The organism is Streptomyces sp. NPDC037273, assembly GCF_055603625.1.
Window position 1 is genome coordinate 235687 of record NZ_JBVJVO010000007.1, and the last position, 15492, is coordinate 251178.

The following is a 15492-nucleotide window of genomic DNA, read 5'->3' on the forward strand; positions in this document are numbered from 1 at the left end:
GACACGTAGGGTACATGGACGGGGACTGTGCGGCGCCCCCTGTTTTCGGGGTGTGCGAAGAAGGCCCCGGACCGGCTACCATGCTCCTCGTGCCGCGGTCCTCGTGACCTGCGGCGCGATGCTGTGCGGGTGTAGCTCAATGGTAGAGCACTAGTCTTCCAAACTAGCTACGCGGGTTCGATTCCCGTCACCCGCTCCACGTGGGTCAGGGCCGGTCCGGAGAAGCTTCTCCGGACCGGCCCTGACGCGTTTCCGGACGTGCTCAGAACTTGATGGACGCGACCGTCTGCGTTATCGAGTCGAGGAAGCGCTGGATGTCGTCGGCCATGCCGGTGGAGGCGAGGAAGAAGCCGAAGAGGACGGCGACGACGGCCGGACCGCCCTTGAGGTTCCCCCCGCGGATCAGCACCACCAGGATGATTGCCAAAAGCAACACCACAGACAGTGAAATGGCCACAACTGATCACACCCTCGGTCGGTCCCACGTTGCCCACCAGGGAGCCCGTGTCCCGGAACACCCCCCGCTGTCTCCATCGTGCCATCAACCCCCCTGCCCTCGCTGCCGGGTGACGAATCGTCGTGGAGAAGATCACTTCTCCGGGGGGTGGGCGGCGGGTCAGGCGGGGCGGGAGATCAGGAGGAGGGCGCGGTCGTCGTTGACGTCCTTGGCGACGGCTTCGATGAGGTGCCAGGCGACGCCCTCGAAGCCCTCGGTGACGCAGCGGTCGGCCTCGCCGGTGAGCCGGTCGATGCCCTCGGCGATGTCGCGGTCGGCGGCCTCGACGAGGCCGTCGGTGAAGAGCATCAGGACGTCGCCGGAGCGCAGCGAGCCCTTGACCGGGTGGAATTCGGCGCCGTCGTAGACGCCGAGGAGGGGCCCTTCGGCGGCCTTCTCCTCCCATCGGCCGCTGCCCGCGTGGAGTTGGAGGGCGGGCAGGTGGCCGGCGGAGTAGAGCTCGTAGTCGCCGGACTCCAGGTCGAGGACGAGGTGGATCGAGGTGGCGAAGCCCTCGTCCCAGTTCTGCCGGAGCAGGTAGCCGTTGGCGGCGGGGAGGAAGCCGTGCGGCGGGAGGGAGCCGAGGAGGCCGCCGAAGGCTCCGGAGAGGAGGAGGGAGCGGGAGGCGGCGTCCATGCCCTTGCCGGAGACGTCGGTGAGGACGACTTCCAGGGTGCGGCCGCCGTGGGTGCGGGCGGCGACGACGAAGTCGCCGGAGAAGGACTGGCCGCCGGCCGGGCGGAGTGCCATCTCCCGGTGCCAGCCCTTGGGGAGGCGGGGCAGGGCGCTCTGCACGCGGATCCGCTCGCGCAGGTCGAAGAGCATGGTGCCGCCGCGCCGCCAGGGCACCCCGACCCGGGCCCTGAACTGGGCGATGAGCAGTCCGAAGAGACCGCAGGCGGCGACGACCAGGACGGTGCCGGGGGTGACCCGGGCAGGGCCCTGGGTGTACGGGCCGAGGACGACGGACTCGACGATGAGGGCGCCGGCGGCCGCCGCGTACAGACCGAGCAGGCTGGCGGGGCGCAGCAGCAGTCCGCCGGCCACGATCGGCAGGACGAGGGCGGCGGGCGCGCACCAGACGGGGTCGAGGAGGGTGCCGCAGGCGATGGCGGGGATCATCAGCAGGAGTCCGGCGAAGGCGAGCCAGTCGGAGCCGTCCCCGCGGAAGTAGTCGACGCCCGACTTGCGCAGCGCGACGCGGGCCCGGAGGGCGCGCCTGCGCATCCGGGCCGCGTACGCGTTCACTCCGGCGCGGTGTCCCATTGGCCTGGACCCTATCCACACGGTCCGGCATCGCGCAGGGGTACCCCGGTGACAATGTGCGCGAAATCGGGTCGCCTCGGGCGGGCGCCGCTGATATCGATGGCATATGACTACTGAACTGCGGGTTCTCGACCCGTCCGACTGGGGCCGTTGGTTCGAGGTCCTCGACCTCGCGTTCGGGGGGCTGCACGAGCCGCCGGAGTCGCGGGCGCTGTGGCGGGACCTGACCGAGTGCGAGCGGTCGCTCGGCGCGTGGGACGGGGAGCTGTGCGTGGGGACGGCGGGCGCGTTCTCGTTCCGGCTCTCGGTGCCGGGCGGGGCGCTGGTGCCGGCGGCCGGCGTGACGATGGTGAGCGTGGCGGGCACGTACCGGCGGCGCGGGATCCTCACCTCGATGATGCGGCGGCAGCTCGACGACGTGCGGGCGGCGGGCGAGCCGCTGGCGGTGCTCACGGCCTCCGAGCCGGTGATCTACGGGCGGTTCGGCTACGGCGCCGGGACGTGGACCGAGCGGGCGGCGATCGACACGACCCGGGTGCGGCTCTCGGTGCCGGACGGCACGGACGCGGTGACCCTGAGGCAGGCCGATCCGGCGGAGGCCTCGGCGGCCTGCGAGGAGGTCTACGCCCGTCTGGTGCCGTTGCGGCCCGGCATGCTGGCCCGGCGGCCCGGCTGGGAGCGGCTGCCGCTGCTCGACCCCGAGTCGGAGCGCGGGGGTTCCTCGCCCCGGCTGTGCGTGCTGGCCGAGCGGGACGGGGAGGTGGTGGGCTTCACCCACTACGCGATCAAGCCGAACTGGTCGTTCGCCGGGGCGGACGGCTCGGTGGTGGTCCAGCAGGTGCTCGCGCTCGACCCGGTGGCGGAGGCGGCGCTGTGGCGGTTCCTGTGCTCGGTGGACCTGACGTCGACGGTGCGGATCCAGAGCAGTCCGGTGGACGGTGCCTGGCGGCACCTGGTGTCGGACGCGCGGCGGTGTGAGCCGACGGCCCGGGAGGCGCTGTTCGTCCGGCTCGTGGAGGTGGGCGCGGCGCTGGAGGCGCGGACCTATCAGACGCCGGTGGACGTGGTCCTCGATGTCGAGGACGCGTTCTGTCCCTGGAACGCGGGGCGGTGGCGGCTGACCGGGGACGCGAAGGGGGCGACGTGCGTGCGCACGTCCGACGCCCCTGATCTCGCCTTGTCCGTACGGGAGTTGGGCGCCGCCTATCTGGGCGGGACGTCGCTGGTCTCGCTGGCCTCGGCCGGCCGGGTGCGGGAGCTGCGGGAAGGGGCGCTGGTGGAGGCGTCGGTCGCCTTCGGGTCTCCGGTCGCGCCCTGGCTGCCGCACGGGTTCTAGGGGGTGTCTTGTCGATCAGGCCGGATCAGGGAGCGGCGTCTGGTGCCGTGCATCGCAAGGCGGAGGAGGGAGGCAACGCGGAGCGTTGTGGACCGACGACAACGCGGCGAGGCGCGGTGCCAGGCGTCGCGAGCCCGGCCTGATCGGCAAGACACCCCCCGGCCGGGGCTAGCGGGACTGGCAGGTGGGGCACCAGAAGAGGTTGCGGGCGGCGAGGTCGGCGGTGCGGATGCCGGTGGCGCAGATGTGGCAGGCCATGTTCGCGCGGCGGTAGACGTAGACCTCGCCGCCGTGGTCGTCGACGCGGGGCGGGCGGCCCATGGCCTCGGGGGTGTGCTCGGGGCGGACGGTGTCGATGCGGTTGAGGCGGACGCCTTCGCGCATGAGGGCGGCGAGGTCGTCCCAGATCGCGGTCCACTCCCGGGCGGTGAGGTCCTTGCCGGCACGGTAGGGGTCGATGCCGTGCCGGAAGAGGACTTCGGCGCGGTAGACGTTGCCGACGCCCGCGATGACCTTCTGGTCCATGAGGAGGGCGGCGATGGTGGTGCGGGACTTCGAGATCCGGCGCCAGGCGCGGTCCGGGTCGTCCTCGTTCCTGAGCGGGTCGGGGCCGAGGCGGTCGTGTATCGCCTGCTTCTCGGCGTCGGTGACGAGCGCGCAGGTGGTGGGGCCGCGGAGGTCGACGTAGCCCTCGGGGTTGGCGAGGCGGAGGCGGACGGTGTCCGTGGGCGGCGGGGCGGGGGTGTCGCCGAAGTTCACCTTGCCGAAGAGGCCGAGGTGGATGTGGATCCATTCCTCGCCGGGGAAGCCCAGGAAGAGGTGTTTGCCGTGGGCTTCGGCGGTCTCCAGGGTGGCGCCGTCGAGCAGGGCCGCCGAGTCGGCGAACTTGCCCTGGGGGCTGGAGACGCGCACGGGCCGGCCGCCGAACCGCTCGCGGTGGTCGGCGGCCAGCCGGTGGATGGTGTGCCCTTCGGGCATCAGGCGGTCGGCTCCTGCGGGTGGTGCGCGGGGATCGGCGGGAGCTCGCCGGTGGTCTCGTACTTCGAGAGCATGTCGATGCGGCGGGTGTGACGCTCGTCACCGGAGTACGGGGTGTTCAGGAAGATCTCGACGAACTTGGTCGCCTCTTCCTGGGTGTGCATCCGGCCGCCGACGGAGATCACGTTGGCGTTGTTGTGCTCGCGGCCGAGGGCGGCGGTCTGCTCGCTCCAGGCGAGGGCGGCGCGGACCCCCTTCACCTTGTTCGCGGCGATCTGCTCGCCGTTGCCGGAGCCGCCGATGACGACGCCCAGGCTGTCCGGGTCCGCGGCCGTCTTCTCGGCGGCGCGCAGGCAGAACGGCGGGTAGTCGTCGAGGGCGTCGTAGATGTGGGGGCCGCAGTCGACGGGCTCGTGGCCGTGGGCCTTGAGCCACTCGACGAGGTGGTTCTTTAGTTCAAAGCCGGCGTGGTCGGAACCGATATAGACGCGCATGATGCCGAGTGTGGCATGTCAGGGCCCGGGTAGCAGGCAGCGGGGTCGGGACCTTCACCCGACCTGGTACGGACCTTCGACTCTCGCGAGGTCGCCCGTACAACGATCCGGAATGAGGTCTTCCGATCATCCCTGCTCACGGGGTTCAATGCTCGGGCTCGCGACCCGAGCGCCCCCCACACACGAGGAAGCGTTGATGAACACGCAACCGACCCTGACGAAGGACGGCCAGGAGACCGGCACCACCGGGACCACGCCCTCCTCCGACGGCCTCAAGGCCGGACTCAAGAACCGTCACCTCTCGATGATCGCCATCGGCGGCGTCATCGGCGCCGGACTCTTCGTCGGCTCCGGCTCCGGCATCGCCGCGGCCGGCCCCGCGATCCTGCTCTCCTACGCACTCGTCGGCGCCATGGTCGTCTTCGTGATGCGGATGCTCGGCGAGATGGCCGCCGCCCGGCCGTCCTCCGGCTCCTTCTCGGCCTACGCGGACCGCGCGCTCGGCCGCTGGGCCGGCTTCAGCATCGGCTGGCTGTACTGGTTCTTCTGGGTCGTCGTCCTCGCCGTCGAGGCCACCGCGGGTGCCAAGATCCTGGAGAGCTGGGTCCCCGCCGTGCCGCAGTGGGGCTGGGCGCTCATCGTCATGGTGGTGCTGACCGCCACCAACCTCGGCTCGGTCGCCTCCTACGGCGAGTTCGAGTTCTGGTTCGCCGGGATCAAGGTCGTCGCCATCGGCGCCTTCGTGGTCATCGGCATGCTCGCGGTCTTCGGCGTGCTGCCGGGCTCGGACAACCCGGGCGCCGGATTCGCGCACCTCACCGACAGCGGCGGCTTCTTCCCGATGGGCGCGGGAGCCGTCCTCACCGGTGTCCTGATGGTCGTCTTCTCCTTCATGGGCAGCGAGATCGTCACCCTGGCCGCCGGCGAGTCCGAGGACCCGCAGAAGGCGGTCACCAAGGCCACCAACAGCGTGATCTGGCGGATCGGCGTCTTCTACCTGGGCTCGATCTTCATCGTGCTGACCCTGCTGCCGTGGAACGACAAGTCGATCGTCGAGAAGGGCTCGTACGTCGCCGCCCTCGACTCCATCGGCATCGCGAACGCCGGCCAGATCATGAACGTGATCGTCCTGACCGCCGTCCTGTCCTGCCTGAACTCGGGCCTCTACACGGCCTCCCGCATGGCCTTCTCGCTCGGGCAGCGCGGTGACGCGCCCAAGGCCTTCGCCAAGGTCAACAAGCGGGGCGTGCCGGTGGCGGCGATCCTCGGCTCGGTCGTCTTCGGCTTCGTCGCGGTCTTCTTCAACTACAAGTGGCCGGACACCGTCTTCGCCTTCCTGCTGAACTCCTCCGGCGCGGTCGCGCTCTTCGTCTGGCTGGTCATCTGCGTGACCCAACTGAAGATGCGCGGGATCATCCTGCGCGAGTCGCCGGAGAAGCTGGTCGTGCGGATGTGGCTCTTCCCGTACCTGACCTGGGCGACCATCGGCATGATCGTCTTCGTCCTCGGCTACATGCTGTACGACGGCGGCAGCGCCCGCGAGCAGGTCGTCCTCTCGCTCCTGGTGGCCGCGCTGGTGATCGCCGTCGCGGTGGTCCGGCAGAAGTTCGGCAAGCTCGCCGCGGTGCCGGAGACCGAGCCGGAGCGCGTGTGACCCGGTAGCCCGGACGCGTACGAGAAGGGCCCGCCGTTCCCCTGGGAGCGGCGGGCCCTTCTTCGTGCGCGTACGGGCTCAGCCCTTGCGGCCGACGAGCTTCCAGGCGGCCGGGAGGGCGCCCATGGCGAGGGCGGCCTTGAGGGCGTCGCCGATGAGGAAGGGGGTGAGGCCGGCGGCGACGGCCTGGCCGAGGGTCATGCCGGTGGCGAGGGCCAGGTAGGGCACGCCGACGGCGTAGATGATCGCGGAGCCGAGGACCATGGCGCCGGCGGTGCGGAGCACCGAGCGGTCGGCGCCGCGGCGGGCGAGGGCGCCCACGACGGTGGAGGCGAGGAGCATGCCGAGGATGTAGCCGAAGGACGGCATGCCGTAGCCCGAGGTGGCCTGCGCGAACCACGGGACGCCCGCCATGCCGGCGACGGCGTACAGCGCGAGGGCGAGGAAGCCGCGGCGGGCGCCGAGCGCGGTGCCGACGAGCAGGGCGGCGAAGGTCTGGCCGGAGACGGGGACCGGGGAGCCGGGGACCGGGACGGAGATCTGCGCGGCGAGACCGGTCAGGGCGGCACCGCCGACGACCAGGGCGATGTCGCGGGCGCGGCTCGCGGGGATGAGGTCGGCGAGGACGGAGCCCGCACGGAGGGTGCGGGCGGGGGCGGCGGCGGTGCTCATCGGTACTCCGCGGGGGTGAGGGTGGGAGGGACAGGTTGACGCTATGCCAGGAGTGAACGCTCGATCACCGTCAGCCGCCGACAAAGCGGCGGTCGCGGCCTTCGTGGAGATCGAACAAACCCCGTCGATCACGCCTCCCGCCACGTGACGCTTGTCACTGGGCACTCATCCAGAGAGGTCCCTTTTGCGCCAGAGGACCTTCACTGGAGAGACTGTGGAGTCTCCATAAACCACCAGAGAGCACGAGCCCCCCACATGCACGACTCCCTGTCCGAACCCGAGCCCCTCTCCCACGGCCTGAAGCAACGTCACCTGACGATGCTGGGGCTCGGCGGGGTGATCGGCGCCGGTCTCTTCGTCGGCTCGGGCGCGGGCATCGCGGTCGCCGGACCCGGCATCGTGGTCTCGTATCTGATCGCCGGCGCGCTGGCGATGCTGGTCATGCGGATGCTGGGCGAGATGTCGGCGGCGATGCCGGCCTCGGGGGCGTTCTCGGTGCACGCCGAGCGGGCGCTGGGGCGGTGGGCCGGCTTCTCGGTGGGCTGGCTGTACTGGTTCCTGCTGGTGGTGGTGCTCGCCGTGGAGGCGACGGGCGCGGCGCGGATCGCGCACGGCTGGGCGCCGGGGGTCCCGCAGTGGGGCTGGGTGCTGGTCTTCATGGTGGTGTTCACCGTGGCCAACCTGGCGGCGGTGAAGAACTTCGGCGAGTTCGAGTTCTGGTTCGCGGCCCTGAAGGTCGGGGCGATCGTCCTCTTCCTGGTCCTGGGCGTGCTGGCGATCGTGGGCTGGCTGCCCGACACGGACCCGGTCGGGATGGCGAATCTGACCGGGCAGGGCGGCTTCCTGCCGAACGGCTGGTCCGGGGTGGTCTCGGGGGTGCTCGCGGTCGTCTTCGCCTTCGGCGGTCTCGAGGTCGTGACGATCGCGGCGGCCGAGTCGGACGACCCGGCGCGGAACGTGGCGCGGGCGGTGCGCAGCGCCGTCTGGCGGATCCTGCTCTTCTACGTGGGTTCGATGCTGGTCATCGTGACGCTGCTGCCGTGGACGTCGATGAAGCCCGGGGAGTCGCCGTACGTGGCGGTCCTGGACGCGATCGGGGTGCCGGGGGCGGGCCAGATCATGAACGTGGTGGTGTTCGTTGCGCTGCTCTCGGCGTTGAACGCGAACCTGTACGGCTCGTCCCGGATGGTGTTCTCGCTCGCCGAGCGCGGGGAGGCGCCGAAGGAGCTCCTGAAGATCTCCGGCGGTGGGGTGCCGCGCCGGGCGGTGCTCGCCTCGGTGGCCTTCGGCTTCGTCTCCGTCCTGCTCAATCTGAAGTGGCCGGATTCCGTCTTCCTCTACATGCTCAACGCGGTGGGCGCGGTGCTGCTCTTCGTCTGGGCGCTGATCGCGGTCTCGGAGCTGCGGCTGCGGCGCCGGATCGAGCGGGAGGCGCCGGAGACGCTGACGCTGCGGATGTGGGGCTTCCCGTGGCTGACGTGGGTGGCGCTGGCCGCGATGGCGGCCGTACTGGTCCTGATGCTGCTGGACGAGGGGGCGCGGCCGCAGGTGCTGTGGTCGGCGGGGGCGACGGGCGTGGTGCTGCTCGTCGCGGGGGCGCGGGAGCTGCGCGCCGGGCGGGCATGACGAGCGGTCACGATTCTTCACTTTGTGTGAAGATCGTGACCGTATAGCGGACATGTGTTCCCTCTGAACGGTGCGCGTGCCCAGACTGTGGGCTCCTCCCGTCTCAGCTACTGAACAGGGCTCGCCCATGTCCCGGACCACCGCGCCCGCGCCGGCCGACCGCAAGGACGGCGCGACCGCACCCGCCGAGGGCCTCTCCCACGGCCTCAAGCAGCGCCATCTGTCGATGATCGCCCTCGGTGGCGTCATCGGCGCCGGACTCTTCGTGGGCTCCGGCGCCGGTATCGCCGCCGCGGGACCGTCGATCGTGATCGCCTACGCGATCTCCGGCGTCCTCGTGATGCTCGTGATGCGGATGCTCGGCGAGATGTCGGCCGCGAACCCGGCCTCCGGCTCCTTCTCCGTGCACGCCGAGCGGGCCTTCGGCTCCTGGGCGGGCTTCACCTCGGGCTGGGCCTTCTGGTTCCTGCTCTGCGTCGCCGTCGGCCTGGAGGGCATCGGCGCCGCGAAGATCATGACCGGCTGGTTCCCCGGCAGCCCCGAGTGGGCCTGGGTCGCGCTCTTCATGGTGGTCTTCACCGTCACCAACCTGGCGGCGGTGAAGAACTTCGGCGAGTTCGAGTTCTGGTTCGCGGCCCTGAAGGTCGGCGCGATCGTCCTCTTCCTCGGCATCGGCGTCCTCGCCATCGCCGGCGTCCTGCCCGGCACGGACGCTCCCGGCACCGCGAACCTCACCGGCGACGGCGGCTTCTTCCCGCACGGCTCCGAGGGCCTGATCGTGGGCCTGCTGGCCTCGGTCTTCGCCTACGGCGGCCTGGAGACGGTCACCATCGCCGCCGCCGAGTCCGAACACCCGGTGCAGGGCGTCGCCAAGGCCGTCCGTACGGCGATGTGGCGGATCGCGCTCTTCTACATCGGCTCGATGGCGGTCATCGTGACCCTCGTCCCGTGGGACGACAAGGCGGTCGTCGAGAAGGGCCCGTACGTCGCGACCCTGGACCACCTGGGCATCCCGGCGGCCGGCCAGATCATGAACGTGGTCGTCCTCGCCGCGCTGCTCTCCGCGATGAACGCCAACATCTACGGCGCCTCGCGCATGGCCGGCTCGCTGGTCGCCCGCGGCCAGGGCCCGAAGGCGCTCGGCCGGCTCTCCGGCGGTGTCCCCCGCGCGGCCGTACTCGTCTCCTCGGTCTTCGGCTTCGGCTGCGTGCTGCTGAGCTACTGGCGTCCGGACGACATCTTCGTCTGGCTGCTCAACACGATCGGCGCGATCATCCTGGTCGTCTGGTTCTTCATCGCCGCCTCGCAGCTCGTGCTGCGCCGCCGCACCGAGCGCGAGGCGCCCGAGAAGCTGGTCGTGCGCATGTGGGCCTTCCCGGTCCTGACCTGGGTGGCGCTGGCCGGCATGGCCGCGATCTTCGTCCTGATGGCCCGCGAGGAGGGCACCCGCGTGCAGCTGTACTGGACGGGCGGCCTGACGCTGCTGCTCGCCGCCGTCGGCTTCGTACGGCAGAAGGCGGCGGTGCGGGCGTCCTGACGCCTCCCTCCGCACCCTTCGTACGAGACCCCCGGACCGTCCCACGGTCCGGGGGTCTCTTCATGCCCCCTTCACGCCCATAGAGATCAACTACTGCTAGCCTGCACTTGCACATTGATTGCAATAAGCCATCGGAGGGCTCGGTCACATGGCGATCTACACGCTCCCGGAGCTGCCGTACGACTACGCGGCGCTGGAGCCGGTGATCAATCCGCAGATCATCGAGCTGCACCACGACAAGCACCACGCCGCTTACGTGAAGGGCGCGAACGACACCCTGGAGCAGCTGGAAGAGGCGCGCGACAAGGACCAGTGGGGCGCGATCAACGGCCTGGAGAAGAACCTGGCGTTCCACCTCTCCGGCCACATCCTGCACTCCATCTACTGGAACAACATGGACAGCCCGAAGAACGGCGGCGGCGGCGAGCCGCTGGCCGCCGACGGCGTCGGTGACCTCGCGGACGCGATCACCGAGTCCTTCGGCTCCTTCGCGAAGTTCAAGGCCCAGCTGACCAAGGCCTCCGCTACCACCCAGGGCTCCGGCTGGGGCGTCCTCGCCTACGAGCCGGTCAGCGGCCGGCTCGTCGTCGAGCAGGTCTACGACCACCAGGGCAACGTCGGCGTGGGCTCGGTCCCCGTCCTGGTCTTCGACGCCTGGGAGCACGCCTTCTACCTGCAGTACAAGAACCAGAAGGTCGACTTCATCGAGGCCATGTGGCAGGTCGTCAACTGGCAGGACGTGAGCCGGCGCTACCTCGCCGCCAAGGCCTCGGTGCCGCTGATCTCCTTCTGACGGCCGACGGCCCCGACTCCTGCTCGTGATCGTCTTCTCAACCTTCACCGGGCAGGCGGATGAAAGAAGAACCCCCGCGATGAAAGGAATCGCGGGGGTTCTTCCGTACCAGGGGACTTCTACTCGAAGCTGGGGCCCGCCGTGCGGGTGCGCTTGATCTCGTAGAAGCCCGGGGTCGACGCCACGAGGAGGGTGCCATCCCAGAGGCGGGCCGCCGCGTCGCCGCGCGGGGTCGGGGTGACGACGGGGCCGAAGAAGGCGACCTCGTCGCCCGTCGGGCCCGGTACGGCGATGACGGGGGTGCCGACGTCCTGGCCGACCTTGCCGATGCCCTCCTGGTGGGAGGCGCGGAGCTCGGTGTCGTAGGTGTCCTTGTCGGCGTACTCGACCAGGTCCTCGGGGAGGCCGGCGTCGACGAGGGCGCCGGTGATCGCCTCGCGGGTCGGGCCCTCGCCGTTGTTGTGGAAGCGGGTGCCGAGGGCGGTGTAGAGCTTGCCGACGACCTCGTCGCCGTGCAGCTGCTGGGCGGCTATGACGACCCGGACCGGGCCCCAGGCCTGGGTCTCCAGCATCTCGCGGTACTCGGCCGGGACCTCGTCGAGCCGGTCCTCGTTGAGCACGGCCAGGCTCATGACCTTCCAGCGCACGTCGACCGGCCGGACCTGCTCGACCTCCAGCATCCAGCGCGAGGTCATCCAGGCCCACGGGCACAGCGGGTCGAAGTAGAAGTCGGCGGTGGTCCTGCTCTCGGACATGTCACTCCTCGGTACGGCCGTGGGAAGTAGGCGGTGCGCCGAAAGGAGGCAACACCGCCGCCGCGCGGCGGCATTCCCCGGCCCGGCGTTCCCGGGTGCCGTGATTCCCGTGCCGTGTCCCCGGTGACAGCAGCACATGGGAGGATTGCGGCTGTTTCAGACGCGCCACGAAGGAGTGACCGTGCCCGGTGAGAATCTGTCCCGCGACGAGGCCCAGGGGCGGGCCGAGCTGCTGTCCGTCGACGGGTACGAGGTCGTCCTCGACCTCCGCTCGGCGGTCGGCGACTCCGCCGAGGCGGTCCGGACCTTCCGTTCGGAGACGACGATCCGTTTCCGCCGTACCGGCACGGGCGACTCCACCTTCGTCGACCTGATCGCGCCCGCCGTGAACGCGGTCACCCTGAACGGCCGCGCGCTCGACCCGGCGGTCGTCTTCGACGGCTCGCGGATCGCGATCGACGGTCTCGCCGACGAGAACGTGCTGGTCGTGGACGCGCAGTGCGCCTACAGCCGGACCGGCGAGGGCATGCACCGCTTCGTCGACCCGGAGGACGGCGAGGTCTACCTCTACACGCAGTACGAGCCCTCCGACGCCCGCCGGGTGTACGCCAACTTCGAGCAGCCCGACCTCAAGGCCCCGTACCGCTTCGCGGTGACCGCGCCCGAGGGCTGGACGGTCTGGTCGAACGGCGCCGGCGAGCAGGACGCCGACGGCGTGTGGCGGTTCGCCGAGACGGAGCCCATCTCCACGTACATCACCTGCGTCGTGGCGGGCCCGTACCACTACGTGACGGACAGCTACTCGCGCGGCGACCTCGAGATCCCGCTCGGCGCGATGTGCCGCAAGTCTCTCGCGAAGTACTTCGACGCGGACGACGTCTTCCTGATCACCAAGCAGGGCTTCGACTTCTTCCACGACAACTTCGACTACCCGTACCCCTTCGGGAAGTACGACCAGGCCTTCGTCCCCGAGTACAACCTCGGCGCGATGGAGAACCCGGGCATGGTGACCTTCCGCGAGGAGTACATCTACCGGGGCAAGGTCACCCAGGCCCAGTACGAGGCCCGGTCGAACGTCATCCTCCACGAGATGGCGCACATGTGGTTCGGCGACCTGGTCACCATGGTGTGGTGGGACGACCTGTGGCTGAAGGAGTCCTTCGCGGACTTCATGGGCTCCTTCGTGAACGCCGAGGCCACCCGCTTCACCAACAGCTGGGTGACCTTCGCCAACAACCGCAAGTCCTGGGCGTACCGCGCCGACCAGCTGCCGTCCACCCACCCGATCACGGCCGACATCCGTGACCTGGAGGACGCCAAGCTCAACTTCGACGGCATCACCTACGCCAAGGGCGCCTCGGTCCTCAAGCAGCTCGTCGCGTACGCGGGCCGGGACGCGTTCCTGGAGGGCGCGCGCCGCTACTTCAAGCGCCACGCCTACGGGAACACCCGGCTCGCCGACCTCCTCGCCATCCTGGAGGAGACCTCCGGCCGCGACATGAAGGCCTGGGCGAAGTCCTGGCTCCAGACCTCCGGCGTGAACACCCTGACGCCCGCCGTCACCTGCGACGCGGAGGGCCGGATCACCGAGCTCGCCGTCGTCCAGGAGGGCGGCGAGCCGCGCCCGCACCGCGCGGCCGTCGGCCTCTACCGGCTCACCGACGGGGCCCTCACCCGGTACGCGCGGGCCGAGGCCGACATCACCGGCGCCCGGACCGTCGTCACCGAGCTCGCGGGCGAGGAGAAGCCCGACCTGGTGCTCGTCAACGACGACGACCTGACCTACTGCAAGATCCGCTTCGACGAGGCCTCGCTCGCCACCGTGCGCGCGCACCTCGGCGCCGTCACCGACCCGCTGGCGCGCGCCCTGTGCTGGTCCGCGCTGTGGAACCTGACCCGCGACGGCCTGATGCCCGCCCGGGACTTCGTCTCCGTGGCGCTCGCCTTCACCGGCAGCGAGACCGACATCGGCGTCCTCCAGATGGTGCACGCCTGGACGCGGTCGGCCGTCACCCACTACGCGACCCCGGCGTGGCGCGAGGAGGGCGGGCGGCTGCTCGCCGAGGGCGGCCTGCGCGAGCTCCGGCTCGCCGAGCCGGGCAGCGAGCACCAGCTGACCTGGGCGCGGTTCTTCGCGGCGACGGCCTCCTCCGACGCCGACTACCAGCTCCTCACCGGGCTGCTCGACGGCACGGCGAAGATCGACGGCCTCGACGTCGACCAGGAGCTGCGCTGGGCGCTGCTCACCCCGCTCGTCGTGCACGGCCTCGCGGACGAGGCCCGGATCGACGCCGAGCTGGCCCGCGACGACACGGCGACCGGCAAGCGCCACCAGGTCCGCCTGCTCGCCTCGCGGCCCGCGCCCGAGGTCAAGGCGCAGGCCTGGGCCCAGGTCGTCGAGTCGGACACGCTGTCGAACGCGCTGGTCGAGGCGACCATCAACGGCTTCGTCCAGCCCTCGCAGCGCGAACTGATCGCGCCCTACGCGGAGAAGTACTTCGCCGCGATCGAGCGGCTGTGGGCCGACCGGTCGATCCAGATCGGCATGGACGTCGTCCGCGGCCTGTTCCCGGGGCTCCAGGACGACGAGTCGACGCTGGCCTCGACGGACGCCTGGCTCTCGGAGCACGCGGCGGCCGCCCCGGCCCTGCGCCGCCTCGTCCTGGAGGCCCGCGACGACCTGGCGCGCGCCCTGCGGGCGCAGGAGTGCGATGGGCGCGCGGCGGTCTAGGCGGTGACGCGGTGGGGGCGGCTCCCGTGAAGGGACGCCGCCCCCTTCGGCTGTCGAACGCGCGTACTTTAGGGCGAGGTTGTCCCTAAATGTCGACGGGCGTGTAACAGGGGTTAGGGCGGCCTTCGGGAGCGGAAGACCCCCGGCATGAACCACAACACCCCCATCACCCCCCGCCCCCTCCCCCTCTCCTCCCGCACCGGCCGGCCCCAACGCCTCGCGACCGCCGACCAGTTGAGGACCCAGGGAATGTCCGCCGCCGAGGTCGTCGCGCAGTGCGGGCCGGGCGGCTGGCAGCAGCTGCTGCCCGGCGTGTTCCTCCTCCACCCGGGACAGCCGACCAGCGAGGACCGCCTGAAGGCCGCGCTCCTCTACGCCCGCAGGACCGGGGCCGTACCCCGGCAGGGGCCCGACCCGATGATCACCGGGCTCGCCGCCCTCGCCCTGCACCGCTTCTCGTCCGCTCCCCCGCTGACCGCCCTGGACCGCATCGACGTCCTCGTCCCGCGCACCCGGCGGCTGCGGTCGACCGGCTGGGTGCGGGTCGCGCGCGCGCCGGAGGCGCCGGAGCCGGTCGAGCTCACCGGCGTCCCCGTCGCGCCGGTCGCCCGCGCCGTCGCCGACGCGGTGTCCGGCCTCACGGACGCGGAGACCGTACGCCGGCTGCTCACCGAGGCCGTCCGCGGCGGCCACTGCGAACCGGGCGCGGTGGTAAGGGAGTTGAACCGGGCCCGGCTGCTCACCCGGCCGCACGTGGTGGACGCCGTGGACGCGCTGCTCGCCGAGGGCAGGTCGCTGTCCGAGGAGCGGCTGTACGAGATGGTGCGGGAGTTCGGCCTGCCGGACCCGCTGTGGAACGTGGACCTGCGGCTGCCGGGCGGCCCCCACCTGGGCGGCGTCGACGCCTACTGGCCCGACCAGGCGGTCGCCGTCGAACTGGACACCCGGGCGCCCCGGCAGGACGACGACGCGCTCTGGTCCGAGTACACCCGCAAGCGGGAGCACCTGGAGCGGCTCGGCATCACGGTCGTCCACCTCACCCCGCGCAAGCTCCGCGAGGCGCTGGACCAGCAGGCCACCGTGGTCCGCACGGCCCTGATGGCCGCGCCGGACCGGCAGCCCGCCGCGTACGTCGTCGTCCTGCCGCGGTGACG

13 protein-coding genes and 1 tRNA gene are annotated in these 15492 nt (G+C 71.0%); 8 read left to right on the forward strand and 6 right to left on the reverse strand.

What is annotated here, in order from left to right; translation table 11 throughout:
- Positions 1 to 125: 125 nt before the first annotated feature.
- A tRNA-Gly gene (locus ACZ7G1_RS20735) sits at positions 126 to 199 on the forward strand.
- Positions 200 to 262: 63 nt separating this feature from the next.
- Here the strand turns inward: ACZ7G1_RS20735 and ACZ7G1_RS20740 are convergent.
- Both ACZ7G1_RS20740 and ACZ7G1_RS20745 read right to left on the reverse strand, forming a co-directional pair.
- Entirely contained in the window at positions 263 to 457 is a 195-nt protein-coding gene (locus ACZ7G1_RS20740; protein WP_015033610.1) for a hypothetical protein, read from the reverse strand.
- A 159-nt stretch (positions 458 to 616) separates the two neighbouring features.
- Positions 617 to 1762 (reverse strand): PP2C family protein-serine/threonine phosphatase, encoded by a 1146-nt coding sequence (locus ACZ7G1_RS20745; protein ID WP_470872949.1) that lies wholly within the window; start codon positions 1760 to 1762, stop codon positions 617 to 619.
- 106 nt (positions 1763 to 1868) lie between these two features.
- Here ACZ7G1_RS20745 and ACZ7G1_RS20750 point away from each other — a divergent pair, with 106 nt between their 5' ends.
- Positions 1869 to 3098 (forward strand): GNAT family N-acetyltransferase, encoded by a 1230-nt coding sequence (locus ACZ7G1_RS20750; protein WP_470872947.1) that lies wholly within the window; start codon positions 1869 to 1871, stop codon positions 3096 to 3098.
- Between the two features lie 168 nt (positions 3099 to 3266).
- Here ACZ7G1_RS20750 and ACZ7G1_RS20755 read toward each other — a convergent pair whose 3' ends face one another.
- Positions 3267 to 4076 (reverse strand): Fpg/Nei family DNA glycosylase, encoded by an 810-nt coding sequence (locus tag ACZ7G1_RS20755; protein WP_470872945.1) that lies wholly within the window; start codon positions 4074 to 4076, stop codon positions 3267 to 3269.
- Positions 4076 to 4570 (reverse strand): ribose-5-phosphate isomerase, encoded by a 495-nt coding sequence (locus ACZ7G1_RS20760; protein WP_470872943.1) that lies wholly within the window; start codon positions 4568 to 4570, stop codon positions 4076 to 4078. Before ACZ7G1_RS20760 ends, ACZ7G1_RS20755 begins: the two co-directional genes overlap by 1 nt.
- 196 nt (positions 4571 to 4766) lie before the next feature.
- Between ACZ7G1_RS20760 and ACZ7G1_RS20765 the strand changes: the two genes are divergently transcribed.
- Positions 4767 to 6224: an amino acid permease gene (locus ACZ7G1_RS20765; RefSeq protein ID WP_470872941.1), complete on the forward strand. Its 1458-nt coding sequence runs from the start codon at positions 4767 to 4769 to the stop codon at positions 6222 to 6224.
- A gap of 78 nt (positions 6225 to 6302) precedes the next feature.
- Here the strand turns inward: ACZ7G1_RS20765 and ACZ7G1_RS20770 are convergent, their stop codons facing one another.
- Entirely contained in the window at positions 6303 to 6896 is a 594-nt protein-coding gene (locus ACZ7G1_RS20770) for a biotin transporter BioY (protein ID WP_470872939.1), read from the reverse strand.
- A 255-nt stretch (positions 6897 to 7151) separates the two neighbouring features.
- Between ACZ7G1_RS20770 and ACZ7G1_RS20775 the strand changes: the two genes are divergently transcribed.
- The 3 genes from ACZ7G1_RS20775 (at position 7152) to ACZ7G1_RS20785 (ending at position 10852) form a co-directional block, all read left to right on the forward strand.
- Positions 7152 to 8522 (forward strand): amino acid permease, encoded by a 1371-nt coding sequence (locus ACZ7G1_RS20775; protein WP_470872937.1) that lies wholly within the window; start codon positions 7152 to 7154, stop codon positions 8520 to 8522.
- A gap of 127 nt (positions 8523 to 8649) precedes the next feature.
- Positions 8650 to 10059 carry an amino acid permease gene (locus tag ACZ7G1_RS20780; protein WP_470872936.1) on the forward strand — a complete coding sequence of 470 codons (1410 nt, stop codon included), beginning with the start codon at positions 8650 to 8652 and terminating at the stop codon, positions 10057 to 10059.
- Between the two features lie 148 nt (positions 10060 to 10207).
- Positions 10208 to 10852: a superoxide dismutase gene (locus ACZ7G1_RS20785; RefSeq protein ID WP_470872935.1), complete on the forward strand. Its 645-nt coding sequence runs from the start codon at positions 10208 to 10210 to the stop codon at positions 10850 to 10852.
- A 119-nt stretch (positions 10853 to 10971) separates the two neighbouring features.
- On the opposite strand, the gene ACZ7G1_RS20790 is transcribed toward ACZ7G1_RS20785, so the two are convergent.
- Positions 10972 to 11607, reverse strand: a complete 636-nt coding sequence (locus tag ACZ7G1_RS20790) for a mycothiol-dependent nitroreductase Rv2466c family protein (protein WP_470872934.1) — start codon at positions 11605 to 11607, stop codon at positions 10972 to 10974.
- Between the two features lie 181 nt (positions 11608 to 11788).
- On the opposite strand from ACZ7G1_RS20790, the gene pepN reads away from it, so the two are divergent.
- Both pepN and ACZ7G1_RS20800 read left to right on the forward strand, forming a co-directional pair.
- Positions 11789 to 14338 carry an aminopeptidase N gene (gene pepN, locus ACZ7G1_RS20795; protein WP_470872933.1) on the forward strand — a complete coding sequence of 850 codons (2550 nt, stop codon included), beginning with the start codon at positions 11789 to 11791 and terminating at the stop codon, positions 14336 to 14338.
- A gap of 147 nt (positions 14339 to 14485) precedes the next feature.
- Positions 14486 to 15490 carry a hypothetical protein gene (locus tag ACZ7G1_RS20800; protein ID WP_470872932.1) on the forward strand — a complete coding sequence of 335 codons (1005 nt, stop codon included), beginning with the start codon at positions 14486 to 14488 and terminating at the stop codon, positions 15488 to 15490.
- The last annotated feature ends 2 nt before the right edge of the window (positions 15491 to 15492 follow it).

Excerpts from the sequence above, each read along its gene's own strand:
- ACZ7G1_RS20745 (WP_470872949.1), bottom strand. The coding sequence starts at position 1,762 with ATGGGACACCGCGCCGGAGTGAACGCGTACGCGGCCCGGATGCGCAGG.
- ACZ7G1_RS20750 (WP_470872947.1), top strand. The coding sequence starts at position 1,869 with ATGACTACTGAACTGCGGGTTCTCGACCCGTCCGACTGGGGCCGTTGG.
- ACZ7G1_RS20755 (WP_470872945.1), bottom strand. The coding sequence starts at position 4,076 with ATGCCCGAAGGGCACACCATCCACCGGCTGGCCGCCGACCACCGCGAG.
- ACZ7G1_RS20760 (WP_470872943.1), bottom strand. The coding sequence starts at position 4,570 with ATGCGCGTCTATATCGGTTCCGACCACGCCGGCTTTGAACTAAAGAAC.
- ACZ7G1_RS20765 (WP_470872941.1), top strand. The coding sequence starts at position 4,767 with ATGAACACGCAACCGACCCTGACGAAGGACGGCCAGGAGACCGGCACC.
- ACZ7G1_RS20770 (WP_470872939.1), bottom strand. The coding sequence starts at position 6,896 with ATGAGCACCGCCGCCGCCCCCGCCCGCACCCTCCGTGCGGGCTCCGTC.
- ACZ7G1_RS20775 (WP_470872937.1), top strand. The coding sequence starts at position 7,152 with ATGCACGACTCCCTGTCCGAACCCGAGCCCCTCTCCCACGGCCTGAAG.
- ACZ7G1_RS20780 (WP_470872936.1), top strand. The coding sequence starts at position 8,650 with ATGTCCCGGACCACCGCGCCCGCGCCGGCCGACCGCAAGGACGGCGCG.
- ACZ7G1_RS20785 (WP_470872935.1), top strand. The coding sequence starts at position 10,208 with ATGGCGATCTACACGCTCCCGGAGCTGCCGTACGACTACGCGGCGCTG.
- ACZ7G1_RS20790 (WP_470872934.1), bottom strand. The coding sequence starts at position 11,607 with ATGTCCGAGAGCAGGACCACCGCCGACTTCTACTTCGACCCGCTGTGC.
- ACZ7G1_RS20800 (WP_470872932.1), top strand. The coding sequence starts at position 14,486 with ATGAACCACAACACCCCCATCACCCCCCGCCCCCTCCCCCTCTCCTCC.